Here is a 24,909-nt window from a genome sequence, read left to right on the forward strand (position 1 = left end):
GGCGCGATGTACAACACCCGCGATGGAGTGAACTGGCCGCGCGCGCAGGCGCTGGCGGCGCGGGAAAGCGCCAGCTACATCTCGCGCAATCCCGAATCCGCACGGCTGGCAGGCGAGGCGGCGCGGCACCTGCTGTTCGGCGTGCCGATGCACTGGATGAACGACTGGTCGACGCCGTTCGCGCTGACGGTGGCCGAGGCTTCCGGCGCGCGCTTCCGCGATGTCGACGGCCATGAGTATGTCGATTTCTGTTTGGGCGACACCGGCGCCATGTTCGGTCACGCGCCGCCCGCTGTGGCGCAGGCGGTCGCGCGGCAGGCCACGCGTGGTTACACTGCCATGCTGCCGTCGGAGGACGCGGCGCCGGTGGCGGCCGAACTGGCGCGGCGTTTCGGGTTGCCCTACTGGCAGTTCGCGCTGTCTGCTTCGGACGCCAACCGCTTTGTACTGCGCTGGCTGCGCGCGGCGACGGGGCGCGACAAGGTGTTGGTCTTCAATGGCTGCTATCACGGCACGGTGGACGACGTGTTCGTCGATCTGGTCGACGGCGTGCCGACGCAGCGTGACAGCCTTCTTGGGCAGGTTCACGCGCTGACGGATCACACCGTGGTCGTCGAGTTCAACGACCTGCCGGCGCTCGAAGCGGCGCTGGCGCCGGGCGATGTCGCCTGCGTGCTGGCCGAGCCGGTGATGACCAATATCGGCATGGTGCTGCCGGAGCCTGGATATTGGGAAGCGGCGCAGCGAATCATCCAGCGTCACGGCACGCTGCTGGTGATCGACGAGACGCACACCATCAGCAGCGGCCCCGGAGGCTACGCGCAGGCGCACGGCATGCGGCCGGACGCGCTGGTCATCGGCAAACCCGTCGGCGGTGGAATCCCCTGCGCGGTGTATGGTTTCACCGAAGAGTTGGCGCGAAGGGTCGAGCAGGCCAAACGCGCTGCGCCCCCGGGCCACTCGGGCGTCGGCACCACGTTGAGCGCCAACATGTTCGCGATGGCCGCGATGCGCGCCAATCTCGAACAGGTGATGACCGACGCGGCGTATCAGCACATGTTCGCGCTGGCGGCGGCGCTGGCGCAAGGGCTGGCCGACGTCATCGCCCGCCACAAGCTGGCATGGTGCGTGACGCGGGTCGGCGCCCGCACGGAATTCCAGTTCGCCCCGGCCGCGCCGCGCAACGGCGGCGAGGCGCAGAAGATTCTCGACGGCGAGCTGGAACAGATCATCCATTTGTACCTGCTCAATCGCGGCCTGTTGATCACACCTTTCCACAACATGCTGCTGGTTTGCCCCGACACCACCGGGGCCGATGTCGCCCGTTTGCTATCCGTTTTCGACGATTGCCTGCGAGAGCTGGTTTAACCAAGCCACCGCTGAAACAATCGCGATACAAATTGTCCCACCATCGGACTATTGATGAGCCCGCTATGTGCTCCAGCGAACCGATGCGACGGTCCGGCAGGGCTACCCTCGTCAGAGCGCGGGGCCTGCATTCGACATGCCCGCGCACTTTGACAGTGCGAGGATATGATATGAAAATCGGCATGGTAGGTCTGGGGCGCATGGGCGCCAACATGGTCTGGCGGCTCGCCAGGGACGGTCACCAGTGCGTCGCCTATGCGCGGCACGCGGAGACAGTGAAGTCAGTACTGCGCGAGGGCGTCACCGGCGCCTCATCGCTGGAGGATCTGGTGTCGCAGCTGGAGACGCCGCGCGTGCTCTGGCTGATGGTGCCGGCGGCATCGGTCGACGCCACGCTCGACACGCTCAAGCCACTGCTGGAAGCGGGCGACATCGTCATCGACGGCGGCAATTCGCATTACCACGACGATATCCGGCGCGGCGCGCAGCTCAAGGAGCTCGGGCTGCACTACGTCGACGTCGGCACCAGCGGCGGCACGCATGGCCTGGAGCGGGGCTACTGCCTGATGATCGGTGGCGAGAAGGAGATCGTCGGCCATCTCGAGCCGCTGTTCGTGTCGCTGTCGCCGGGCCACGCGGCGGCCACGCCGACACCTGGCCGCGACAAGCCCAATAGCAGCGCCGAACAGGGCTACCTGCATTGCGGGCCGAATGGCGCCGGGCACTTCGTCAAGATGGTCCACAACGGCATCGAGTACGGCATCATGGGCGCCTACGCCGAGGGCCTGAACATCCTGCGCAACGCCAACATCGGCAAACTCGAACACGAGGTCGACGCCGAGACCACGCCGCTGCGCAACCCCGAACATTACCAGTACGACCTCGATCTGGGCGAGATCACGGAAGTATGGCGGCGCGGCAGCGTGATCAGCTCATGGCTGCTGGATTTGACCGCCGACGCGCTGCTCAAGGATCCGCATCTGGACCAATTCGCCGGCCGCGTCTCCGATTCCGGCGAGGGCCGCTGGACCATCAACGCCGCCATCGACGAGGGCGTGCCGGTGCCGATCCTGAGTTCCGCGCTGTTCGAGCGATTCAGCTCGCGCGGCAACGGCGAATTCTCCGGCAAGGTGCTGTCGGCGATGCGCGCCGGCTTCGGCGGCCATGCCGAGAAACCGGCCAAGCCATGATGGACGATATCGTCTTTTTGGTCGACTGCGACAACACGCTCATGGACAACGACGCGGTCCAGCGCGACCTGCGCGACCATCTGGAACGCGAGTTCGGCATCGAGGCGCGCGACCGCTACTGGGCGATCTTCGAGGAGCTCCGCTCGGAGCTGGGCTATGTCGACTATCTGGGCGCGCTGCAACGCTACCGCGTTGAATCGCTCAACGAACCGCGGCTGCTGCTGATGGCCGGCTGGCTGATGAACTACCGCTTCGCCGACCGCCTGTATCCGCAGGCGCTGGAGGTCATCAAGCACCTGGGCCAGTGGGGCAAGGTGGTGATCCTGTCTGACGGCGACGTGGTCTTCCAGCCGCGCAAAGTGGAGTATTCCGGGCTGTGGGACGCCGTCGACGGGCGGGTGCTGATCTACATCCACAAGGAGACCATGCTGTGCGAGGTCGAGAAGGCCTACCCGGCGCGCCACTATGTGATGGTCGATGACAAGGTGAGGATACTGGCGGCGATGAAGTCCGGCTGGGGCGATCGCTTGACCACCGTGTTCCCGCGCCAGGGGCACTACGCCACCGCGCCCGATGTCGCCAGCTTCACCAACCCGGACCTGACCGTCGAACGTATCGGCGATCTTTTGCAGCACCAGTTGCCGGCGTTCGCCGGCCGTGAAAAGGAGAGCACACCATGAACCCTGCATTGCGTCTGTATGAGCTCGGGCAAAGCCTGTGGCTGGACAATATCACGCGCGGATTGCTCACCAGCGGTACGCTGGAGAAGTATATCCACGAGTACGACCTGAAAGGATTGACGTCGAATCCGAGCATTTTCGAGGCGGCCATCCACGGCGCCGACTTCTACGACAAGGCGATCGCGGAACGCAGCGCCGCCGGCGAATCGGGCGAGGCGCTGTTCCTCGAGCTGGCGCTGGAGGATCTGCGCGCCGCCGCCGATCTGTTCCTGCCGATGTACGAAGAGTCGGAAGGACATGACGGCTGGGTGTCGATGGAGGTTTCGCCGCTATTGGTGCACGATGCCGAAGGCACCCTGCGCGAAGCGAAGACGCTGCACAAGCGCCTGGACCGTCCCAACGCGTTCATCAAGATCCCCGGCACGCCGGAGGGGGTGAAGGCGATCGAGGAGGCGATCTTTGCCGGCATTCCGGTCAATGTGACTTTACTTTTCTCGCGTGAGCAGTATTTGGCGGCGGCCGAGGCGTATATTCGCGGCGTCGAGCGCCGGCTTGAAAAAGGGCTCGATCCGAAGGTGGCCTCGGTGGCGTCTGTGTTTGTCAGCAGGTGGGATTCCGCTGTGAAGGATAAGGGGCCCGAGGGCTCGAACAACACGCTGGGGATCGCCATGGCGCGCCGCACCTATGTGGCGTATCGCGAGTTGCTGGCGTCGCAGCGATGGAAGCTGTTGGCGGAGCGGGGCGCGTTGGCCCAGCGGCTGCTGTGGGCCAGCACCGGAACCAAGGACCCGGAGGCATCGGATGTGCTGTACGTGACGTCGCTGACGGCGCCGAATACGATCAACACGGTGCCGGAGAAGACCTTGCTGGCCTTTGCCAATCATGGCATCGTCAATGGCAGCATGCCGCCGGAAGGTGGCGATGCGGAGAAGGTGATTGCGAAGTTCGCCGATGCCGGCATTGATGGCGATGAGTTGGCGGAACGCTTGCAGTGCGAAGGCGCGGAGGCGTTCAGCAAGTCGTGGGCGAAGCTGTTAGAGGTGATCGCGGAGAAGAGCGGTCGGTAACTCCTATGTTGTGGAACCCGGCGCCGGTCGATTGAGCCGGCCGCCAACCCGCACAGGGCGGGGTCGTACCCCGTACGGGGTACGACCCCAATTCGCCGCAGTGCGGGTTGAACGATTCCGTCAGCCCAGCACCTGCCGCGCCATCAGCAGCACATTCTCGACCCCGAACCCATACTCCCTCAGCAGCCGGTCACCCGGCGCGGAGGCGCCATAGCCCTCGATCGACAGCACCTTTCCGCGCGGCCCCACGTAGCGATGCCAGCCCTGCGCCACGCCGGCCTCGATCGCCAGCCGCGCATCGAGCTCCGGCGGCAGCACCTCGTCGCGATACGCCTGCGGCTGGTCCTCGAACAACTCCCAGCTCGGCATCGATACCACGCGCGCGCACACGCCGTCCTCGAGCAACCGCGCCTGCGCCCGCAACGCCAGATCCACTTCGGATCCTGTCGCGATCAACACCAGTTCCGGCTTGCCGCCGGCCGCCTCGCTGACCACATACGCGCCGCGCCGCAAGCCCTCCGCCGCCGCATGCCGCTCGCGGTCCAGGGTCGGCACATGCTGGCGCGTGAGCACCAGCGCCACCGGCCGTGCCGTCGATTCCACCGCCACCTTCCACGCCACCGCCGTCTCGTTGGCGTCGGCCGGCCGTATCACCACCAGCCCCGGTATCGCCCGCAGGCTGGCCAGATGCTCGATCGGCTGGTGTGTGGCGCCGTCCTCGCCCAGCGCGATGCTGTCATGCGTGAACACGTAGACCACCTGCAATCCCATCATCGCCGACAACCGTATCGCCGGCCGCATATAGTCCGAGAACACGAAGAAGGTGGCGTTGAACGGCAGCGCGCCGCCATGCGCGGCGATGCCGTTGCTGATGGCCGCCATCGCGTGTTCGCGCACGCCGAAGTGCAGGTTGCGTCCGCGCCGGCTCCAGCCGCCGCCGTTCGATCCCTGACGGTCGCCGGTGCTCTCGTCCATGCCGTCCGGCTGGAAGTCGCCGAAGCCGGCGAGCGCGGTGAAGGTTGACGGATCGAGGTCGGCCGAGCCGCCGATCAGCGCCGGCAGCCTGGCCGCGATGGCGTTGGCCACCTTGCCGGCGGCGGTGCGCGTGGCCACGCCCTTGGCGTCGGCCGGGAACACCGGTATGTCGGCGTCCCAGCCGGCCGGCAGCGCGCCGGGGCCTGCGCCGCCTTGCATCAGATGCTTAAGTTCGCGCGCCTCGTCGGGGAAGGCGCGCTCGTAGGCGGCCAGACGGTCCATCCATTCGGCCTCGTGGCGCGCACCATGCGCGCCGCCGTTGGTGAAGGGACTGGCCGAGCCGTCGGGAATCAAAAACGGCGGCTGCTCCGGCCAGCCCAGCGCGCGCTTGGTCAACGCCACTTCGTCGGCGCCCAGCGGCGAGCCGTGGGCGTCGATCTTGTCTTGCTTGTTGGGCGAGCCGAATCCCAGATGGCTGCGCACCAGGATCAGCGACGGCTTGTGCACCTCGGCGCGCGCGGTGGCCAGCGCCTGCTCGATCGCTTCGATATTGTTGGCGTCGTCCACCGTCTGGATATGCCAGCCGTAGGCGGCGAAGCGCGCGGCGCGGTCTTCGCTGAAGGTCATGTCGCTGCCGGCCGACAGCGTGACCTGGTTGTCGTCGTACAGGTAGATCAATTTTCCCAGTTTGAGATGGCCGGCCAGCGAGGCCGCCTCCGAGGCCACGCCTTCCATCAAGTCGCCATCGCTGACGATGGCGTAGGTGTGGTGGTCGATGACGTTGTGGCCTTCGCGGTTGTAGCGCGCGGCCAGGCTGGCCTCGGCGATGGCCATGCCGACGCCGTTGGCGAAGCCCTGGCCCAGCGGGCCGGTGGTGATCTCCACGCCGGGCGTGTGGCCGCGCTCCGGGTGGCCGGGCGTGCGGCTGTCCCACTGGCGGAACTGGCGCAGGTCTTCCAGCGACAGGTCGTAGCCGCTCAGGTGCAGCAGGCCATAGAGCAGGGCCGAGCCGTGGCCGGCCGACAGCACGAAGCGGTCACGGTCGAACCAGTGCGGATCGGCGGGGTGGTGTTTCAGGAAGCGCGTCCACAGCACGTAGGCCATGGGGGCGGCGCCGAGCGGCAGGCCGGGGTGGCCGCTGTTGGCTTGCTGGACCATGTCGACGGCCAGGAAGCGTAGCGTGTTGACGCTGAGCTGATCGGTGTTGTTCATGCATGACTCCTCGTAGCGGATTACAAAGGAGGCCGACGCCGGAATGGGGCGGCCGCCTCACCCAGACTAGCTCTGCCGTGACATCCTCTCTGTGCGGCATGCCACACTGCCGTGGCGGTTGACCGAGAGTTCCCGCTGCGATACTGTTTCAATACCGTGCGGCGCATTCAAGGATTTCCATGACTCAATCATCGCGGCAAAAGTTGATCGACATTCTTGATTACTGGCATACGATCGAATTCTTTGTTCCGTTTGATCTGGATCAAGTCACCGACGTTGAAGACAAGTCGAGGTTGCGTTTTATCCGTCCCGAGCAACTCGCGAGCCTGCCGGCGGATTACTTCGCCCGCTTCGAGGCGCCGCCAACGATGCGCGTCACCGGCTTTCAGCTGTATCTCGGGCTGTTCGATCGCGCCGAGATCGCCACGGTGTGCAAGCGGGCCTTGCCCGCGCTGTCGGCGGCGGAAGCGGACGAGGACGAGCAACGCGGCCTCAGCGAGGGACGCACCTGCTTCGCCCGGGTGGCGTTGGGGGCGGGGGGCGAACCGATGTTCGCTCCGTTGTCGGTGTCGACGGTGCCGTGGGCCCTCGGGCGCATGGCGTCGCACGGGACCGATGGCCTGACGCTGGACGCCTTCAATTTGTCGCTGTGCGAGCTGAAGGACCGTCTGGCGGACTTCGACGCCGAGCGTGCCTTGGGCGCGCCGTTGAGCGGGATCGACATGGCGCGCCTGTGCGCGCTGTTTGCCGACTGGGCCGGGTTTTCGCCCGCCGCCGCGCAACCGCTGCTGCTCGAAGTGCGCATCGGGCCGAAGCCGAAAGAGAAGCCTGGGAGCGATGAGGCCATCGGCGAAGTGACGGAGGACGCCTCTGACGACGATGACGCGGTCGCCGACGAACCGGTGATCGATATCCTCAACAGCTTTTACATCGAAGACCTTGAGCGCGCGATGCGGTCGCTGCGCGAGGATGAGGTGCCGATGCTGGCGGCGTATCTGGAGCCGCTGGCGCACGATCGCCGCATCGACGTCTATACGCCGGAAGGCCGCGCCGCGCTGCTGCGGCAATTGCATCCCGCGCTTGCCAATCGCGGGCACTGGCTAAGCCAACCGGCGCACAGTATGAGCCTGATGCAGCAGTTTGCGATCAACACCGGACTCCAGGCGCTGCTCGACGGCGGCCTGTTCGCCGTCAACGGCCCGCCCGGCACGGGCAAGACCACGTTGCTGCGCGAGCTGTTCGCTGAAAATATCGTCCGCCGCGCGGCGGTGTTGTCACGCTGCGAGGTGGCGAAGGACGCCTTCTTGCCGCGTAAAACCCAGGTCCATTTCCGCAACGGCGATTCGACGTGGATCGCCTGCCTGAAGCCGGAGCTGACCGGGTTTGAAATGGTGGTCGCCTCGTCCAACAACGCCGCTGTCGAAAACATATCGAGCGATCTGCCCAAGCTCAAATCCCTTGGCGAAGATTGGCGCCATGTCGAGTATCTGCGCTCGGTGGCCTACCGCCTCGCGGCGGAAGACAAGAAGGGCTATTTCCATCCATCGCAGGAGATCGCGCCGTGGGGCCTGATCTCCTGCGCGTTGGGAAACAGCGCCAATCGCCGGCATTTTGTCTCCAAATTCTACGATAAGAACTGGAACGAGAAGGTTCAACCAGACCCGCGCTGCCAGAACATCCACCAGTGGTTGGCGGCCTACAAAGGACCGTCGTTCCGGCAGGCCGCTTCCGCGTTTCGCGAGTTGGAAGCCCGCGTCGAGGGCGAGGTGGCGCGGCTGGCGCAATGCGCCGATCTGTGGCGTGAGCAGCTGGGCGTGGATCGTGGGCAGTTCTGCGCGGACGCGGAGGCCGCGCTGGCATCGGCCACGTCGGGTGCCGCGCGGGCTGCAGCCGACGAAGCCGAAGCCGGGCGCCGGCTGCAAGCGCTGTTAGAGCGGCAGGAGCATTTGCGCGAGGAGGAGCGCTTGCTGGACCGGCAGTCGCCCGTGTTCTGGTCACGCTGGCTGCAGCTGCCGGCGGCGCAACTGCACCGCCGCGAATGCGCCGCCAACGCTGCCGCCCAGCGCGAGGTGCTGGCGCAGGTGAGCGCGGCCAGGGCGGAGCAGGCGGCATGCGCCGATGCCGCAACGCGGGCGGCCGGCGCCGTGCAAGCGGCGCGCGACGCCCTGTCGGAGCGCTTGCGGATCTGGGAGGAGCGGAAGCATCGCCTGGCGTCGATGCAGGAGCGCTACGGTTTCGAGTTGCCGGCGTGCGCCGAGGAGCTGGAATGCGACGGTTTTCAAATCAAGGGACTGTGGCACGACCCGGCGGTCGCCGGTTTGCGCTCGGCGCTCTTTGCCGCCGCGCTGGCGCTGCACGAGGCCTGGCTGGCGGAGGTGGGGCGCAAGGACGGCGGATTCGGGGGCAACCTGTTCGCGATCCCGCGCCTGTTGACGAATATTCGTCCGGACGATGACGCCAACGTCGCCTTGATCTGGCAAAGCCTGTTCATGGTGGTGCCGGTGGTATCGACCACGTTCGCCTCGCTGGCGCGGCAGTTCCGCGGCATGGGGGCTGGTTCGATCGGCTGGCTGTTCATCGACGAGGCGGGCCAGGCGGTTCCGCAGGCGGCGGTGGGCGGCTTGTGGCGCGCGCGCCGCGCGGTGGTGGTTGGCGATCCGCGCCAGATCGAGCCGGTGTTCACGGTTCCGCTGGCGCTGATCCGGGCGCTGTCCAGGCGCTCGCCGCACACCGCCGGCGAGGCTTATGCGCCGGACAAGGTCTCGGTGCAGCGGCTGGCCGACGACGCCAACCGCCACGGTACGCTGGCGCCGGAGGAGGGTGGTCCCGGACTGTGGATCGGCAGTCCGCTGCGGGTGCACAGGCGCTGCGCCGATCCGATGTTCAAGCTGGCGAACCTGATCGCATATGGCGGCAAGATGGTGATCGAGGAGTCGCGGCGCACCCCGGCGCCGCTGGAGATTCCAATGGGGGAAAGCGCCTGGATCGATATCGGCGGCCCGGCCGCGTTCAAGCAGGTGGTGCCGGCGCAGATCGAGTTTGTCGCCGGCTTGATCGTGGAGTTGTACCGGCGCAGCGGCGCGCTGCCGGCGCTATACGTGATCTCTCCGTTCAAGGCGGTCAGGGACGCGGTGCGCAAGCGCTTGCAGGAAGTCGACTGGCCGGACAAGCCGCCGAAGCCCGCAGCGTTGAAGAAGTGGTGCAAGACCAGCGTCGGAACGGTGCACACCTTCCAGGGCAAGGAGCAGGCGGTGGTGGTGATGGTGTTGGGAGTGGACCCCGAACATGCCGGGTCGGCGCAGTGGGCGGCATCCAAGGCGAATTTGCTCAACGTGGCGCTGACGCGCGCGCAGCAGTACTTCTACATGGTTGGCGCGGCCGATGTATGGCGCGAAAAGGCTTTCTTCGGCGCCGTGTGCGGGGAGTTACCGATGGTCGGCGCCGCCGACTTCATGGCCGGCGTGGGGGCGGTGGCGATCCCACGCGCCCCGCAGGCCACGGCTCCGCTTAGAAGCAGTGCTCCAGCGCCGGGAAGCTGCCATCCTTGACCGCCGCGACATACGCGCTGATGGCGGCGTCGATGCTGGTTTGCCCTTCCATGAAGTTCTTGACGAAGCGCGCTTTGCGGCCCGGGAAGACGCCCAGCAAATCATGCATCACCAGCACCTGGCCGGAGCAGTCCGGCCCCGCACCGATGCCGATCGTCGGTATCGCCAGCAGGTCGGTGACTTCCTTGCCCAGCGCCGACGGTATCGCTTCGAGCACCAGCACCGAGGCGCCTGCCGCCTGCAGTTTCAATGCGTCGGCCTTGAGCAGGTCGGCGCTGTCGGTGGTCTTGCCCTGCACCTTGTAGCCGCCCAGCTGGTGCACCGATTGCGGCGTCAGGCCCAGGTGCGCGCAGACCGGGATTCCGCGCTCGGTCAGGAAGCGCACCGTGTCGGCCAGCCATGCGCCCCCTTCCAGCTTGACCATGTGCGCGCCGGCCTGCATCAGCTGCACCGAGTTGGCGTAGGCCGTTTCCGGCGTGCCGTAGGCGCCGAACGGCAAGTCGGCGACGATCAGCGCCGACTTGCTGCCGCGCGCGACGGACGCCGTGTGGTACGCCACTTCGGCAACCGTCACCGGCAACGTCGACTGGTGGCCGTTGCAGACCATGCCGAGCGAGTCGCCGATCAGCAGCATCTCGACGCCGCAGCGGTCCATCAGCGAGGCGAAGCTGGCGTCGTAACAGGTCAGCATGGAGATTTTTTCGCCCGTCGAACGCAGGTTGGCCAGCGTGTGGACGGTGACAGCCTTGGTGGCGGCCGCTTTGGCCGGTGCAGGTGAGGTGGTGGCGGCGGGCTTTTGGCTCGCGGCCAGTTCGTTTCCTTGCAAATAACCAGACATGGTGGTTCCTTTAGAGATGAAGTCGGACCGCGATAGTGTAGTCCTGAATGCTATCGCGTGCAGAAGGTCAGGTGGCCGGGGCGATGCCCTGGCCGGCGACGCCGGCCGCGTAGTCGCGCGCCGGGCCGCGTCCGGGAATATGGATCGCCGGCGCCAGTTCCAGCAGCGGCACCAGCACGAAGGCGCGTTCGGTCATGCGCGGATGCGGCACCGTCAATGTGGGGCTGGCGATGACGGCGTCGCCGTACAGCAGCAGGTCCAGGTCCAGGGTGCGCGGGGCGTTGCGGTAGGGGCGTTCGCGCCCGTGCGCCTGTTCGATGTCGTGCAGCGCCCGCAATAGCGCCTCGGCGTCCAGGGTGGTGGCGATGCGGGCGACGGCGTTGATGTAGTCGTCGCCACTGGAGTCGATCGGCGCGGTGCGGTACAGGCTCGATGTGGCCATCAGGGTGCAGCCGGGCAGGCGTTGCAGGCGCTCGAGGGCGTCGGCGACGTTGGCGCGCGCGTCGCCGAGGTTGGCGCCGATGCCGATGTAGGCGATGGTGAAGGCGAAGCCGCCTTCATCCTTTTTGCCGATGATGCCCATGGTTGCGTGGACGGTTTACTCGCCGCTGCCGCCAGTGCCGCCGCCGCCGGACGCGCCGCCTTCGGCCGCCTCCGCAGGGCCTTTGCTACGGCCGCCGCGACGCGGCGCGCGTTTGCGTTTGCTCGCCGCGCCGCCGGGGCCGGACGACGATGACTGGCCGGCCGTCGCGATCAAATCCTCGCGGGTGGCTTCGTCGCCCTCGTAGAAGGCGGTCCACCATTCGCCCAGCTCCGCGTCGATCTCGCCGGAGGCGCAGCGCAGCAGCAGGAAGTCGTAGCCGGCGCGGAAGCGCAGGTGCTCCAGCAGTTTGTAGGGCGACTTGCCGGTGCGGCGCTCGAAGCGCGGCTGCATCGACCAGATGTCGCGCATGTCGGTGCCGATCTTGCGCTGCAGGGCCAGCTTCTCGGTCTGCGAGTCGAGCACGTCGTCGGCCGCCAGGTGCAGCGCCGGGATGGTCTGCTCGCCGGCCGCGCGGTAGGCGGTCCATTTTTCCAGGACCTGGTGCCACAGCAGGGACGCGAACAGGAAGCCCGGCGACACCGTCTTGCCGGCGGCGATGCGCGAGTCGGTCGAGTCCAGCGCCAACGTGACGAACTTGAAGCCCAGCGGCTGTTCCAGCACCACGTCGAGCAGCGGCAGCAGGCCATGGTGCAGGCCTTCCTTGCGCAATTGCTGCAGGCAGGCCAGCGCGTGGCCGCTCATGAGGAGCTTGAGCATCTCGTCGAACACGCGCGCCGGCGGCACGTTGTCGATCAGCGACGCCATCACCGGAATCGGCGCGGCGGTGACCGGCTCGATGGTGAATTTGAGCTTGGCGGCGAAGCGCACCACGCGCAGCATGCGCACCGGGTCTTCGCGGTAGCGCGCCTCCGGTTGGCCGATGATGCGCAAGGTCTTGGCGCGGATATCCTCGATGCCGCCGTGGTAGTCCAGCACCTGCTGGTTGGCCGGGTTGTAGTACATGGCGTTGATGGTGAAGTCGCGCCGCACCGCGTCCTCCGCCTGCGAGCCGAAGGTGTTGTCGCGCAGGACGCGGCCATGGTCGTCCTTGGGCGCGTTGTCCAGCGTGGTGCCGCGGAAGGTGGTCACCTCCAGCAGGTCCTGGCCGAACATCACGTGCACGATCTGGAAGCGTTTGCCGATGATGAAGGCGCGGCGGAACAGCTTGCGCACCTGCTCCGGCGTGGCGTTGGTGGCGATGTCGAAGTCTTTCGGCTTCACGCCCAGCAGCAGGTCGCGCACCGCGCCGCCGACGACGAAGGCCTCGAAGCCGGCTTCCTGCAAGGTGCTGGTGACGCGCACCGCGTTCGACGACAGCAGCTTCGGATCGATGCCGTGGGCGTCGGGGCCGAGGATCACGGGCGTGTTGGTGTCGCGGGCCTTGGCGGTTTTGTCTTTGGTGCCGAGGATTTTTCGGATCAGTTTCTTAATCATTGAATAGTTCAATTAAAGCCCAGCCTTGAGCGGTGGCGTGCGTTTTCAGGGTGGCGTTCGGGTTGGTCGCGATCGGGTGCGAGACGATCGACATCAGCGGCAGGTCGTTGTGCGAGTCGCTGTAGAAGTACACGGTGTCGAAGTCCTCCAGGGTCTTGCCCATCTTTTCCAGCCAGGCCTTGGTGTGGACGATCTTGCCGGCGCCCTGGGTCGGCGTGCCAAGCAGGCGGCCGGTCATGACGCCGTCGGCGTCGAGTTCCGGCATGGCCGCGATCAGGTGCTCCACGCCCAGCGCCTTGGCGATCGGCGCGGTCACGAAGTGGTTGGTGGCCGTGACGATGGCCACCAGGTCGCCGGCGTCCTGGTGTTTTTTCAGCAGCGCCAGCGCGGCCGGGCGGATCGCCGGCGCGATCACCTCGTTCATGAACTGCAGCCGCATCTCGGCCAGCCGCACCGGCGAAAAGCCGGCCAGGGTGCCGAGCGCGAACTCCAGGTATTCGACCGGGTCGATCGTGCCGGCCTGGTACTGCGCGTAGAAATCGTCGTTGCGGTGCTTGAAGGTGGCCGCGTCCACGGCGCCGATGCGCACTAAAAACTCGCCCCACTCGTGGTCGGAGTCGATCGGCAGCAGCGTGTGGTCAAGGTCAAAGAGGGCAAGCTTCATGCGGGATTCGTCATTCTTTCGCTTCCGCCTGCAACCACTCGCGCAACAGCGGCAGGGTGATCGGGCGTTGGGTTTCAAGGGAATACTGGTCCAGCGAGTCGAGCATCGTCGATAACGATCGCATGTCGCGCTGAAAATGGGACAGCAGGTAGGGTATCACGCCGGGCGACAGCGTCAAGCCGCGGGCGGTGGCGGCGGCCGACAGCGCGGCCACCTTCTCGTCGTCGGTCAGGCCGTGGATCTGGTAGATCAGGCCCCAGCCCATGCGGGTGCGCAGGTCCTCGCGCACCGGCAGCACGGCCGGGGCGACGGCGCCGCTGCACACCATGAAGGCGTTGTTGGCGCGGATTTCGTTAAACAGCGCGAAGGCGTCGATCTGCGCCACCGGCGACAGTTTTTCGCAGTCGTCGAGCAGGTACAGGTCCACCTCGGGCGAATACTGGAATTCGGACTCGATCGAAAACGGCGAGATGTAGCGCGCGCGCCGCTGCTCGTCCTCGCCGCCGGCGCTGGCCAGGGCCTTGAGCAGGTGGGTCTTGCCCACGCCGCCCAGGCCCCACAGGTAGGCGAAGTGCTCGCGCGAGCTTCGATCGGCGAATTGCGCCATCAGCGCCGCCGCCTCGGCGTTCTGCCCCACCTCGAACGATGCGAGGCTGTGCGCCTGGTCCGCGCCTAAATCGAGCACCAGCTGTTTCATGGCGTTCGCCTTGGTTTGATCGTTTGCATAACGCTTTTCTTGACGCTTTTTTTAAATACGTCACGCATTATAGAGGGGCGCCGTGGGTCGTGGTGCCGAAATGCCAAGGGGATGGGTCGCCCGTGCCGCCAGCCAGAATGCCGTGTGCTTGTGCTCTAGCGCGAGGGGAAATGGCATGGAATGTGATTTAGATGGTTAAAAACGGCAGGTGGACGGGGCATTTTGATAAAATAGCGGATTGACCGGGTTCGCGCAGGCTTATTTGCGCGGATTTGTGCAGAAAAGCGCTGAAAACGTGCGATTTTGCTACGAAACGGTCTCCGCCTTCTATTTTACCGCCTCCGCTGCGAAATACACCATGAGCCAAACTTCAAATGTTTCCCTGTCCTACCGTGATGCCGGCGTCGATATCGACGCGGGCGACGCTTTAGTCGAAGCAATCAAGCCTTTCGCCAAGCGCACCATGCGCGAGGGTGTCATGGGCGGCCTGGGCGGTTTCGGCGCCATGTTCGAGATCAGCAAGAAGTACAAGGAGCCGGTGCTGGTGTCCGGCACCGACGGCGTCGGCACCAAGCTCAAGCTGGCGTTCGAGCTCAACCGTCATGACACGGTCGGCATCGACCTGGTCGCCATGAGCGTCAACGACATCCTGGTGCAGGGCGCCGAGCCGCTGTTCTTCCTGGATTACTTTGCTTGCGGCAAGCTCGATGTGGCCATCGCCACCGACGTCATCAAGGGCATCGCCCAGGGTTGCGAGCAGGCCGGTTGCGCGCTGATCGGCGGCGAAACGGCGGAAATGCCGAGCATGTATCCGGCCGGCGAGTACGACCTGGCCGGTTTCGCGGTCGGCGCGGTGGAAAAATCGAAAATCATCGACGGCACCAAGATCGCCCCGGGCGACGTCATCCTGGGCCTGGCCTCGTCGGGCGTGCACTCGAACGGGTATTCGCTGGTGCGCAAGATCATCGAAGTGGCCAAGCCGGACCTGGAAGGCGACTTCCATGGCCGCAAACTGGCCGACGTGCTGATGCAGCCGACCCGCATCTACGTCAAGCCGCTGCTGGCGCTGATGGCCTCGATGGAAGTCAAAGGCATGGTGCACATCACCGGCGGCGGCCTGGTTGAAAACATTCCGCGCGTGCTGCAGCCTGGCCTGGTGGCCGAGCTGGACTCGAAATCGTGGACCCTGCCACCGCTGTTCACGTGGCTGCAGCAGCATGGCGGCGTGGCTGACGCCGAGATGCACCGCGTATTTAACTGCGGCATCGGCATGACGGTCATCGTCTCGCAGGAAAATGCCGCCGCCGCCATCGAGCAGCTGGAAGAGGCCGGCGAGATCGTCTACACCATCGGCAAGATCCGCGCCCGCGTCGGCGACGAGCACCAGACCATCGTCGTGTAAGCCAAGGTTTACGTGCGAAAAAGAAAGCGGACCACGCCAACGCGTCGTCCGCTTTTTTTATTGAACTGAGCAAAAATAAGTTCCGCATGCAGACCGCAGTGACACGTAGGGCGGATTAGCGAAGCGTAATCCGCCATGCGTGAGCCGCCAACGACCCATACCGACCCGCCCGTGTAGAAATGGTGGACCTGACCCCGGAGTTGCTTTTGGTTATGGGCCGGCTTCGCACGCGCCTTTGACGAGGAACGCTTGCGTGGCCTTGGCGATCGCCGCCTTGAGCTCGGCGGGGCCGCCGTCGTACATGTCGTTGTGCCTGGCGCCGGGAGGCTTGACGATGCAGGTGCCGTATTGTTTTTGCTCTTGCGCGTCCGGTAGCACGCCTGGGTCGGCCTGCGTGTCGCTGGCGCGGATCGAGAGCACCTTGACCGCCGCCGTGCGCGGCAGCGCGCCGCGCCGGTTGTCCAGGGTGACCACGCGGGTGATCGTGGGGTCGCCTTCGCTGGCGCGCTCGGCCGAGATGTCGCCACCCAGCGAGTGGCCGATCAACGTCACGTGCCGCCAGTCGTAGCCGGGGTGCGATTTGCTCAGACTATCCTGCACGAAGCGCAGGTTGGCGACGCCACGGCGCCGCATGGTTTTCAGTTGCGGTGCGACATCCTCGTTTCTGTCGAGCTTGGCGTCGGTCGGCAATTGGTGGTCGACGCTGACCACCAGCCACCCGGCCCGGTTCAGCTCCTCGACCAGGAAGCGATACTCCTTGTAGCCGTTGCCGTAGCCGGCGCTGAGCAGGGCCACCGGGCAGGGCGCCTTGGTGCATGGCGCGGCCGGCAGCGACAGTTCGATCGGAATCGCGCGCTGCCGCGCCTGATCCTGCAAGGTCAGGTCCAGGCTGGCGGCCGACGCGCCCGGCATCGCGGCGCCGATGGCGAGCGACAACGCTGAAGCCGGGATTATTGAGAGATGGCGATGACTGACCATTGGACGTCCTTGATCGGCGTGCGCGTTTCGCGGTCGCGCCGGTAGCTGTGAAAGGCGAAGCCGGCGTCGCCGGGATGGCACATCGTGCATTCCGGCGCGGCGGAGAAATTGGTGAAGCCGGCGCGCTCCAGTTGCCAGGCGGCGATGCCGGCCAGGTTCAGGTTGCCCGCTTCCGACGCGATGACCCGCGCCGGCATGGCGTAGCGCTCGCCGAACTGCGCGATCAGTTCCGGCGAGACTTGATAGCAGCAGTCGCCGGCCGCCGGTCCGGTCGCGGCCAGCCAGTCGCCGGGATGTTCGCCGCGCGCGGCCAGCATGTCGGCAAAGCGCGCGATGATGCCGGCGTAGGCGCCGCGCCAGCCGACGTGCAGCGCGGCGACCGCCTTGCCGTCCTTGCGCGCCAATAATACGGGCACGCAGTCGGCGGTGGCGATGGCCAGCAGCAGGCCCGGACGCTCGGTGAACATGCCGTCGGCCTCGCCGCAGTCCTGGTGCGCGCGGTCGGCGACGGCGATGTGCGTGCCGTGCCGCTCGTGCTGCATCGGACGCCGCGCCCAGTACTGCGGAAAGTGCTGCGCCATGTCGTCGTGCCGCCCGCCGAAGCCGTGCACGACCGACGCCACCGACTCTAAAACCGTGCTCCTGATAACCATCGATACCTGTATCTATCTAGCGTTTGAGGATTTTCTGCACCGGCGCCGGGCGCAGGCGGAAGGCGTCCGGCATGCCCGAGCCGAGCAGCGGACGAAGATACATGCGGAAGGCGTCGGTCACATCGGTGCCGCTGGCGCTGATGAACTCGTCCTCCATGACGCGCGTCTTGCCGGCCACCGCTTGCAGCGCCTGCAGTTCGTAGTCGACCGAGTAAAAGCCGGTGCGCTTGATGGCGACCGAGCCGTCGCGGTCGCCCCACATGGCGAATTGCACGGCCTTTTCGGCCACCTCGCGCGCCTCGCGCTGGTCGACGTCGGACACGCAGCCGATGAACGAGCGTTGCAGATAGCCGAAGGTGTCGCCGCGCACGCGCTTGATGCCGAGCTTGGCCTTGATCTCGTCGCACAGCAGGTCGGCCAGCGCGCCGGTGCCCGATAGCTGGACGTTGCCGTGCGCGTCGCGTTCGACTTCCTTGGCCAGCAGGCTGGCGATCGCTTCGCCGGAGGCGTCGTGGATGCCTTCGGAGACGGCGATCACGCAGCGGCCGTGGCGCTCGTACACGGCTTTGACGTCGAGCAGGAACTGGTCGAGCGAGAACACGCGCTCGGGCAGGTAGATCAGGTGCGGGCCGTCGTCGGAAAACTTCTTGCCCAGCGCCGAGGCGGCCGTCAGGAAGCCGGCGTGCCGGCCCATCACCACGCCGACATACACGCCCGGCAGCGCGGCGTTGTCGAGGTTGGCGCCGGCGAAGGCTTGCGCGACAAAGCGCGCGGCCGACGGGAAGCCGGGCGTGTGGTCGTTGCCGACCAGGTCGTTGTCGATGGTCTTGGGGATGTGCATGCAGCGCAGCGGATAGCCCGCCTGCTGCGCCTGCTCGCTGACGATGCGCACCGTGTCGGATGAGTCGTTGCCGCCGATGTAGTAGAACTGCTCGATCTCATGCGCGCGCATCACTTTGAAGATTTCTTCGCAGTACGCCAGGTCAGGCTTGTCGCGGGTGGAGCCGAGCGCCGACGATGGCGTGGCCGCCACCAGTTCCAGGTTGTTGCTGGTCTCGCGCGTGAGGTCGACGAAGTCCTCGTCGACGATGCCGCGCACGCCGTGCATGGCGCCATAGACGCGGGTGACGTCGCGGAAGCGGCGCGCCTCCAGCACCACGCCGGCCAGCGACTGGTTGATGACGGCGGTCGGGCCGCCGCCCTGGGCGACCAGGATTTTGCCTGAAGACATGTTCCGCTCCTTATCGTGGATATCGTGGATAAGACTGAGCCGTGACTATACAGCGAAATTTTTACTTGCCACCGATGTTTTTATCCAGAAACTTTTCAACCCGTCCCCAAAAATCGATGCGGTTTTTCGGCAGCGCCCAGCCGTGGCCTTCCTCCGCGTATTCGACCCACTCGACGTGCGGGTTGGTGCGCTTGACGGCGTCGTAGAACTTCACGCCGTGCACCAGCGGCACGCGCAGGTCGGCGCCGCCGTAGGCCAGCAGCAAGGGCTGCTTGATGCGGGCCGCCTGCTCCAGCGGCGAGGTGGCCTTGAGTTGCGCCGCGTCCTTGACCCGGTCGCCGACCAGCTGCGGCATGCCGTACTGCTTCCAGTCGTCGGAGATGTCCGAGCTGTAGCGCCAGCCGGCATCGTACATCAGGCCGATGTCGGTCACGCCCACCCAGTCGATGCCGCATTTGTACAGGTCGGGATCGTTGATCAGGCCCATCAACGTGGCGTAGCCGCCGTAGCTGGCGCCGGCGATGCAGATGCGCCCGGCGTCGGCGGTGCCCTGGGCGATGGCCCAGCGGGTGCCGTCGGCGATGTCGTCCTGCATCTTCAAGCCCCATTGCTTCCAGCCGGCGCGGAAATGTTTTTCGCCGTAGCCGGTGCTGCCGCGAAACTCCGGCTCCAGCACCGCGTAACCGCGCGAGGCCAGGAACTGGGCGTCGGCGTTCCAGTTCCAGCTGCCGCCACGCACGAAGGGGCCGCCGTGCACCAGCACCACCATCGGCAAATGCTTGTGCGGGCCGCCGGGCGGCAGCGTCAGCCATGCCGGGATCTCGAGGCCGTCGCGCGCGGCGTAGCGCACCTGCTCGCGCGTGCCCATCTCGGCCGGCTTGATGTCGGGGGCGACGGTGCCGACCTCGCTCATGCGTTTGGTCTCGGTATTAAAGATCAGAAAACGCGACGGTTGCTGGTCCGAGAACGATTCCACCAGCACCCACGGCGTTTCCGGCCGGCGCGCGGGCGTGATCAGGTTGATGGTGCCGGGCAGCTTGGCGTCGACGGTCTGCTGCAGCGCCTTCATGGCCGGATCGAACCACGCCGTGCCGAGCGCGTCGGCATGCACCCGCACGCCGAGCAGCTTGTTGTTGCTGATGATCAGATGGCCCCGGAAATCGAAGCCATCCAGGACCACCAGCGACTCGCCCAACTTGTTGTTGGCCAGGTCGTAGCGGTACAGGGCGCTGCGGTCGCCACCATGGTTGCTGGTGACGTAGAGCGCGCCGTCGGGGCCGAAGGCGAGCGGAGCGAATTCGTTGTCGCCGCCGACGTAGGCGTCGAAGCTTGCCAGCACGCGCCATTGCCGGGTGGCGGGGTCCAGGTAGCGGATCGAGCGGATGTTCTTGTCCAAGGTTTCGACCAGGCGCGGTTCGCCGTTCTGGTCGAGCAGCCACGAGCGCGCCACGCCCGGATGGTCGACCGAATGGGCGCCGCCGGTGCGGGTGTTCAGGCGCAGCAGGTCGAGCGAGACCAGGATGCCGGGATTGACGATGCCGGCGTCGCTGACGTAGACGTCCTCGCCGGTCTGCGGCCCGTCCTGGTCGAGCATGAAGGTATGCCACGGCAGCATTTCGTTGCCGCTGCCGTCGGTGACGAACGGCGAGTTGCGCTTGGCCAGCTGGCGAAAACCCTTGCCGTCGCGGTTGACCGCGAACAGGCCGGGGCCGAAGCGCAGGTCGCGCTGGCCGCTGGCCTTGTCGGTGGTGCTGAACATCAGACGCTCGTTGTTGACCCAGCGCGCATGGCCGATATCGGTGTCGGAGAACTGGGCCACCATGCGCGCGCTCATGTCGCCGAGATCGACCACCGCCAGGCCGTCGCGCCGTCCTTTGGCGCCGGTGAAGGCGGCCAGATACCGTCCGTTGGGCGACAGCATGGCGCCGTTGAAGGATGGATTGGCGAAGAAGCTGGCGATTGGCGGTCGCGCCGCGGTGGCGGCCGTGGCCGGGGCGTCGGCGGCCTGGACCGCGGAGCCGTGGGCGGCGAAGATGGTGGCAACCGCCAGGGCGGTGCGCAAGAGGAACTGGTTGAGTCTCATCGTTATTATGGTTAGCTGTTCTGGTGTTTTGGATTGGCGAGCGGCGTTGACGCTCAGGGGTTGGCCGTGTTGGGTCCGATATTTTTGTCCAGGAATTTCTCCACCCGTCCCCAGAAATCGATGCGGTTTTTCGGCAGTGCCCAGCCGTGGCCTTCCTCCTCGTACTCGATCCACTCGACGTTGGGGTTGCCGGCTTTGACGGCCTGGTGGAACTTGGTGCCGTGCGGCAGCGGCACGCGGCGGTCGGCGCCGCCGTAGGCCAGCAGCAGCGGCTGCTTGATGCGCGCCGCCTGCAGCAGCGGCGAGGTGGCCTTGAGTTGCTCGGCGTCCTTGACCTGGTCGCCGACCAGATCCGGCATGCCATACTGTTTCCAGCCGTCGGGCATGTCGGAGCTGAAGTTCCAGTGGCCGTCGTACAGCAGGTTGATGTCGGTCACGCCGATCCAGTTGACGCCGCACTTGTACAGGTCGGGGTCGTTGATCAGGCCCATCAAGGTTGCGTAGCCGCCGTAGCTGGCGCCGGCGATGCAGATGCGCCTGGCGTCGGCAGTGCCTTCGGCGATCGCCCAGCGCGCGCCGTCGGCGATGTCGTCCTGCATCTTCAAGCCCCACTGCTTCCAGCCGGCGCGGAAGTGCTTGTTGCCGAAGCCGGTGCTGCCGCGAAATTCCGGTTCCAGCACCGCATAGCCGCGCGAGGCCAGGAACTGGGTGTTCGCATCCCAGCCCCAGCTGCCGCCGCGCACGTGGGGGCCGCCGTGGACCAGCACCACCAGCGGCAGGTTCTTGCCGCCGCCCTTGGGCAGGGTCAGCCAGGCGGGGATCTCCAGCCCGTCGCGCGCCTTGTAGCGCACCAGTGTTCGCCGGCCCATCCGTTCCGGCTCGATCTGCGGATGGCTGTTGCCGAGCAGGCTCAGTTTTTGGGTGTCGCTGTTGTAGATCATCGTGCGCGCCGGGAACTGATCCGAATAGGCCGTCACCATCACCCACGGCGATTCCGGCCGCGCCGGCAGCACCAACAGGTTGACGGTGTTGGGCAGCATTTGGTTGATCCTGGCCTGCATCGCCTTCATGTCGTCGTCGAACCAGTCGGTGTCGCGCGCGTCGGTCAGGCGGCGCACGCCGAGCAGCTTGCCCTTGCCGAACAGAAGGCTGCCGCTGAAGTCGTAGTCCGCCAGCCGCACCACCGGCTGGTCGGAAATCTTGTTGGTGGCGAAGTCGAAGGTGTACACGGCCGTCTTGTCCTGGCCGGCGTTGCTGATGACGTACAAGGTGCCGTCCGGCCCGAAGGCCAGCGGGCTGAAGGCCCCCTCGCCGCCGGTGTAGGCGTCGTAGCTGACGAGCTTGCGCCATGCGTCGTCCCTGGCCGGGTCGCGGTAATAAATGGTGCTGATCCTGCCCTCGAGCGTGGTGGTCAGGCGCGGTTCGCCGTTGTGGTCGAGCAGCCAGCTGATGCTGTTGCCGGGACGGGTGAACGAGGTATAGCGGCCGGTCGTCGTATTGAGGCGTTGCAGGTCCACATAGTCGACCTGGCCCTGCTTGGTGGCGGCGCGATAGGTGACGTAGATGTCGTCGGAATTCTGGGCGTTCCTTTGGCCGAGCAGATAGGTATTCCATGGCAGCAGTTCGCGGCTGCGGATGCCCGAGGCGCCGCTGTTGACGAACGGTTTGCCGCTGCGGCTCACCAGTTGCAGCAGCTTGCCGCCGTCGCGGTCGATCGCGAACAGCCCCGGCGCGTAGCGTCTGTCGCCCTGGCCGACGCTGCGGTCGGTGGCGGTGAATACCAGCCGCTCGTCGTTGACCCATTGGAAGGACCCGATGTCGGCGTCGGTGAAGGAGCCCACCACCTTGACGCTGGAGTCGCTCAGCGTGACCACGCCCAGGCGATCGCGGCTCTCCTTGCCGGCCACGCGTACGGCCAGGTATTTGCCGCTGGGCGAGAGCAGCGCGCCGCTGAACTGGGGACTGTCATAGAAGGCGGCGATCGGCGGCGGCGCTTCCTTGGCCCCGGCGGTCACCGCCGGCGCGTCGGCCGCGCGGGCGGTCGGGGCTTGGGCAATGAACGCGGTCGCCGCCGCCAGTGTGGCGCGGACGAACAGCTGGTGAAATCGCATGGGGCGCTCGTGAAATGTTGGAGGTCTGGAACAATACCACCAAGTTGTCAAATCCGCCACATTCCTCCTCGATGCTGTTGTTGGCCGCCTACGGCACGGCGCCCTGGCCGATATTTTTGTCGAGGAATTTCTCCACCCGTCCCCAGAAGTCGATGCGGTTTTTCGGCAGCGCCCAGCCGTGGCCTTCTTCCTCGTATTCGATCCATTCGACGTTGGGATTGCCTTCCTTGACGGCCTTGTAGAACCGGGTTCCGTGCGGCAGCGGCACGCGCACGTCGGCGCCGCCGTAGGCCAGCAGCAGCGGCTGCTTGATGCGCGACGCCTGCAGCAACGGCGATGTCGCCTTCAATTGCTCGGCGTCCTTGACCTGGTCGCCCACCAGCGCCGGCATGCCGTATTGTTTCCACGCGTCCTGCATGTCGGAGCTGAAGTTCCATTGGCCGTCGTACAGCAGGTTGATGTCGGTCACGCCGGCCCAGTCGATGCCGCATTTGTACAGGTCGGGATCGTTGACCAGGCCCATCAACGTGGCGTAGCCGCCGTAGCTGGCCCCGGCAATGCAGATGCGCTTGGCGTCGGCGGTGCCCTGGGCGATGGCCCAGCGCGCGCCGTCGGCGATGTCGTCCTGCATTTTCAGGCCCCATTGCTTCCAGCCGGCGCGGAACAGCCGCTTGCCGTAGCCGGTGCTGCCGCGGTATTCCGGCTCCAGCACCGCGTAGCCGCGCGAGGCCAGGAACTGGGCGTCCGCGTCCCAGCCCCAGCTGCCGCCGCGCACGTATGGGCCGCCATGCACCAGCACCACCAGCGGCAGGTTCTTGGCGGCGCCGCGCGGCATCGTCAGCCACGCGGGAATGACAAGCCCGTCACGCGCCTTGTAGTGGACCAGCGACTGCTGCGCCATCCGCGCCGGATCGATTTGCGGGAAGAGGCCGCCGATCAGGTTCAGTTTTTTGGTGTCGCTGTTGTAGAGCATCGTGCGCGACGGGAACAGGTCCGAATACGATTCCACCAGCACCCACGGCGACTCCGGCTTGGTCGGCAGGGTCAGCAGGTTGATGGTGTTCGGCAGCATCTGGTCGATCTTGGCCTGCATCGCCTTCATGCCGTCGTCGAGCCAGGTCGTGTCCCAGGCATCGGTGAGGCGCCGCACGCCGATCAGCTTGTTGTTGGCGAAGATGAGGTGGCCGTTGAAATCGTAACCGTCGAGCACGATCAGCGGCTTGTCGGCGATTTTGTTGGCGGCGAAATCGAAGGTGTAGACGGCCGACTTGTCCAGGCCGGCGCTGCTGGTCACATACAGCGTGCCGTCCGGGCCGAAGGTGAGCGGGGTGAACGCGCCCTTGCCGCCGGTGAAGCTGTTGAAGCTGACGAGCTTGTGCCACTCGGGGTCCTTGGCCGGATCGCGGTGGTAGATCGTGCTGACGCCTTTCTCGCTGGTGGTGGTCAGGCGCGGCTCGCCGTTCAGGTCCAGCAGCCAGGACATGCTGTCGCCCGGGCGTTTGAACGAGGTGTAGCGGCCGGTGAGCGTGTTGAGGCGCTGCAGCTCGACATAATCGATTTGCCGGGTCGGCTGTATCGCCGGTTTGGTCACGTAGACGAATTCGGAATCCTGCGGCGTCGGCTGGCCCAGCAAGTACGTATTCCACGGCAGCAGCTCGCGGCTGCGGATGGCGGTGGCGCCGCCCGCCGTGATGAACGGCTTGCCGGCGCGGCTGGCCAGTTGCATGAACTTGCTGCCGTCGCGGTTGACCGCGTACAGGCCGGGGGCGTAGCGCGCGTCGCCCTGGCCGACGCTGCGGTCGGTGGCGGTGAACACCAGCCGCTCGTCGTTGACCCAGTCGAAGCTGCCGATGTCGGCGTCGCTGAAATTACCCACGCCCTTGACGCTGTTGTCGCTCAGCGTGATGACGGCCAGCGCGTCGCGCATGTCCTTTTTGCCCAGGCGCACGGCCAGGTATTTGCCGCTGGGCGAGAGCAGCGCGCCGCTGAACTCGGGATTGCTGAAGAAATCGGCGATCGGCGGACGCGCGGCGGTGGTGGCCGGCGCCGGGGCGGCGGGTTGGCCGGCCTCGGCCGCCGCTGCCACCCGTGGCACGGTCAGGACGGCGAGGGCGAGCAGTGCGGAATGGGCGAGCAATTGCTTGAGTCTCATGGGATGGTATGAAAGTAGGATAACTGCCCGAGGGTACCACCAA

Annotated in this window: 18 protein-coding genes; 6 read left to right on the top strand and 12 right to left on the bottom strand. The window is 66.1% G+C overall.

Annotated elements, in window-relative coordinates:
• Positions 1 to 6 precede the first annotated feature (6 nt).
• The 4 genes from AC0IYS_RS03740 (at position 7) to tal (ending at position 4,305) form a co-directional block, all read left to right on the top strand.
• Positions 7 to 1,368 carry an aspartate aminotransferase family protein gene (locus AC0IYS_RS03740; RefSeq protein WP_471703914.1) on the top strand — a complete coding sequence of 454 codons (1,362 nt, stop codon included), beginning with the start codon at positions 7 to 9 and terminating at the stop codon, positions 1,366 to 1,368.
• Between the two features lie 170 nt (positions 1,369 to 1,538).
• Positions 1,539 to 2,558 carry a phosphogluconate dehydrogenase (NAD(+)-dependent, decarboxylating) gene (gnd, locus tag AC0IYS_RS03745; RefSeq protein ID WP_471703915.1) on the top strand — a complete coding sequence of 340 codons (1,020 nt, stop codon included), beginning with the start codon at positions 1,539 to 1,541 and terminating at the stop codon, positions 2,556 to 2,558.
• The gene (locus tag AC0IYS_RS03750; protein ID WP_471703916.1) at positions 2,555 to 3,238 is read left to right on the top strand and encodes an HAD family hydrolase; all 684 of its coding nucleotides are present in this window, start codon (positions 2,555 to 2,557) and stop codon (positions 3,236 to 3,238) included. Before gnd ends, AC0IYS_RS03750 begins: the two co-directional genes overlap by 4 nt.
• On the top strand, positions 3,235 to 4,305 hold the full coding sequence (tal, locus tag AC0IYS_RS03755; RefSeq protein ID WP_471703917.1) for a transaldolase: 1,071 nt from the start codon (positions 3,235 to 3,237) through the stop codon (positions 4,303 to 4,305). Before AC0IYS_RS03750 ends, tal begins: the two co-directional genes overlap by 4 nt.
• Positions 4,306 to 4,425: 120 nt before the next feature.
• On the opposite strand, the gene tkt is transcribed toward tal, so the two are convergent.
• A complete protein-coding gene (gene tkt, locus AC0IYS_RS03760) occupies positions 4,426 to 6,492 on the bottom strand; it encodes a transketolase (protein ID WP_471703918.1) in 2,067 nt (688 codons plus the stop codon).
• Positions 6,493 to 6,671: 179 nt separating this feature from the next.
• On the opposite strand from tkt, the gene AC0IYS_RS03765 reads away from it, so the two are divergent.
• On the top strand, positions 6,672 to 10,040 hold the full coding sequence (locus AC0IYS_RS03765) for a DEAD/DEAH box helicase (RefSeq protein ID WP_471703919.1): 3,369 nt from the start codon (positions 6,672 to 6,674) through the stop codon (positions 10,038 to 10,040).
• On the opposite strand, the gene panB is transcribed toward AC0IYS_RS03765, so the two are convergent.
• The 5 genes from panB to hda form a co-directional block, all read right to left on the bottom strand.
• On the bottom strand, positions 10,000 to 10,878 hold the full coding sequence (gene panB / locus AC0IYS_RS03770) for a 3-methyl-2-oxobutanoate hydroxymethyltransferase (RefSeq protein ID WP_471703920.1): 879 nt from the start codon (positions 10,876 to 10,878) through the stop codon (positions 10,000 to 10,002). The two genes, AC0IYS_RS03765 and panB, sit on opposite strands and share 41 nt — an antisense overlap.
• Before the next feature lie 67 nt (positions 10,879 to 10,945).
• The gene (folK, locus tag AC0IYS_RS03775) at positions 10,946 to 11,461 is read right to left on the bottom strand and encodes a 2-amino-4-hydroxy-6-hydroxymethyldihydropteridine diphosphokinase (RefSeq protein WP_471703921.1); all 516 of its coding nucleotides are present in this window, start codon (positions 11,459 to 11,461) and stop codon (positions 10,946 to 10,948) included.
• 15 nt (positions 11,462 to 11,476) lie between these two features.
• Positions 11,477 to 12,895 carry a polynucleotide adenylyltransferase PcnB gene (gene pcnB, locus AC0IYS_RS03780; protein ID WP_471703922.1) on the bottom strand — a complete coding sequence of 473 codons (1,419 nt, stop codon included), beginning with the start codon at positions 12,893 to 12,895 and terminating at the stop codon, positions 11,477 to 11,479.
• Positions 12,888 to 13,559, bottom strand: a complete 672-nt coding sequence (locus AC0IYS_RS03785) for a histidinol-phosphatase (RefSeq protein ID WP_471703923.1) — start codon at positions 13,557 to 13,559, stop codon at positions 12,888 to 12,890. The genes pcnB and AC0IYS_RS03785 overlap by 8 nt, the downstream gene beginning before the upstream one ends.
• A gap of 10 nt (positions 13,560 to 13,569) precedes the next feature.
• Complete coding sequence (gene hda / locus AC0IYS_RS03790; protein ID WP_315219311.1) at positions 13,570 to 14,256, bottom strand: DnaA regulatory inactivator Hda; 687 nt, start codon at positions 14,254 to 14,256, stop codon at positions 13,570 to 13,572.
• Positions 14,257 to 14,614: 358 nt separating this feature from the next.
• Between hda and purM the strand changes: the two genes are divergently transcribed.
• A complete protein-coding gene (gene purM / locus AC0IYS_RS03795; RefSeq protein ID WP_463452888.1) occupies positions 14,615 to 15,658 on the top strand; it encodes a phosphoribosylformylglycinamidine cyclo-ligase in 1,044 nt (347 codons plus the stop codon).
• A 210-nt stretch (positions 15,659 to 15,868) separates the two neighbouring features.
• On the opposite strand, the gene AC0IYS_RS03800 is transcribed toward purM, so the two are convergent.
• The 6 genes from AC0IYS_RS03800 to AC0IYS_RS03825 form a co-directional block, all read right to left on the bottom strand.
• Complete coding sequence (locus AC0IYS_RS03800) at positions 15,869 to 16,594, bottom strand: hypothetical protein (RefSeq protein ID WP_471703924.1); 726 nt, start codon at positions 16,592 to 16,594, stop codon at positions 15,869 to 15,871.
• 14 nt (positions 16,595 to 16,608) lie between these two features.
• Positions 16,609 to 17,289, bottom strand: coding sequence for a purine nucleoside phosphorylase YfiH/LACC1 family protein (locus AC0IYS_RS03805; protein WP_471703925.1), 681 nt, complete (start codon positions 17,287 to 17,289; stop codon positions 16,609 to 16,611).
• 16 nt (positions 17,290 to 17,305) lie between these two features.
• Positions 17,306 to 18,520 (bottom strand): 6-phosphofructokinase, encoded by a 1,215-nt coding sequence (locus tag AC0IYS_RS03810; RefSeq protein ID WP_471703926.1) that lies wholly within the window; start codon positions 18,518 to 18,520, stop codon positions 17,306 to 17,308.
• Between the two features lie 61 nt (positions 18,521 to 18,581).
• A complete protein-coding gene (locus AC0IYS_RS03815; protein WP_471703927.1) occupies positions 18,582 to 20,603 on the bottom strand; it encodes a S9 family peptidase in 2,022 nt (673 codons plus the stop codon).
• A 53-nt stretch (positions 20,604 to 20,656) separates the two neighbouring features.
• The gene (locus AC0IYS_RS03820) at positions 20,657 to 22,714 is read right to left on the bottom strand and encodes an alpha/beta hydrolase family protein (RefSeq protein ID WP_471703928.1); all 2,058 of its coding nucleotides are present in this window, start codon (positions 22,712 to 22,714) and stop codon (positions 20,657 to 20,659) included.
• Positions 22,715 to 22,802: 88 nt separating this feature from the next.
• On the bottom strand, positions 22,803 to 24,866 hold the full coding sequence (locus AC0IYS_RS03825; RefSeq protein WP_471703929.1) for an alpha/beta hydrolase family protein: 2,064 nt from the start codon (positions 24,864 to 24,866) through the stop codon (positions 22,803 to 22,805).
• Between the last annotated feature and the right edge of the window lie 43 nt (positions 24,867 to 24,909).

The sequence above is a fragment of the Duganella sp. AC237 genome (genome assembly GCF_979254035.1).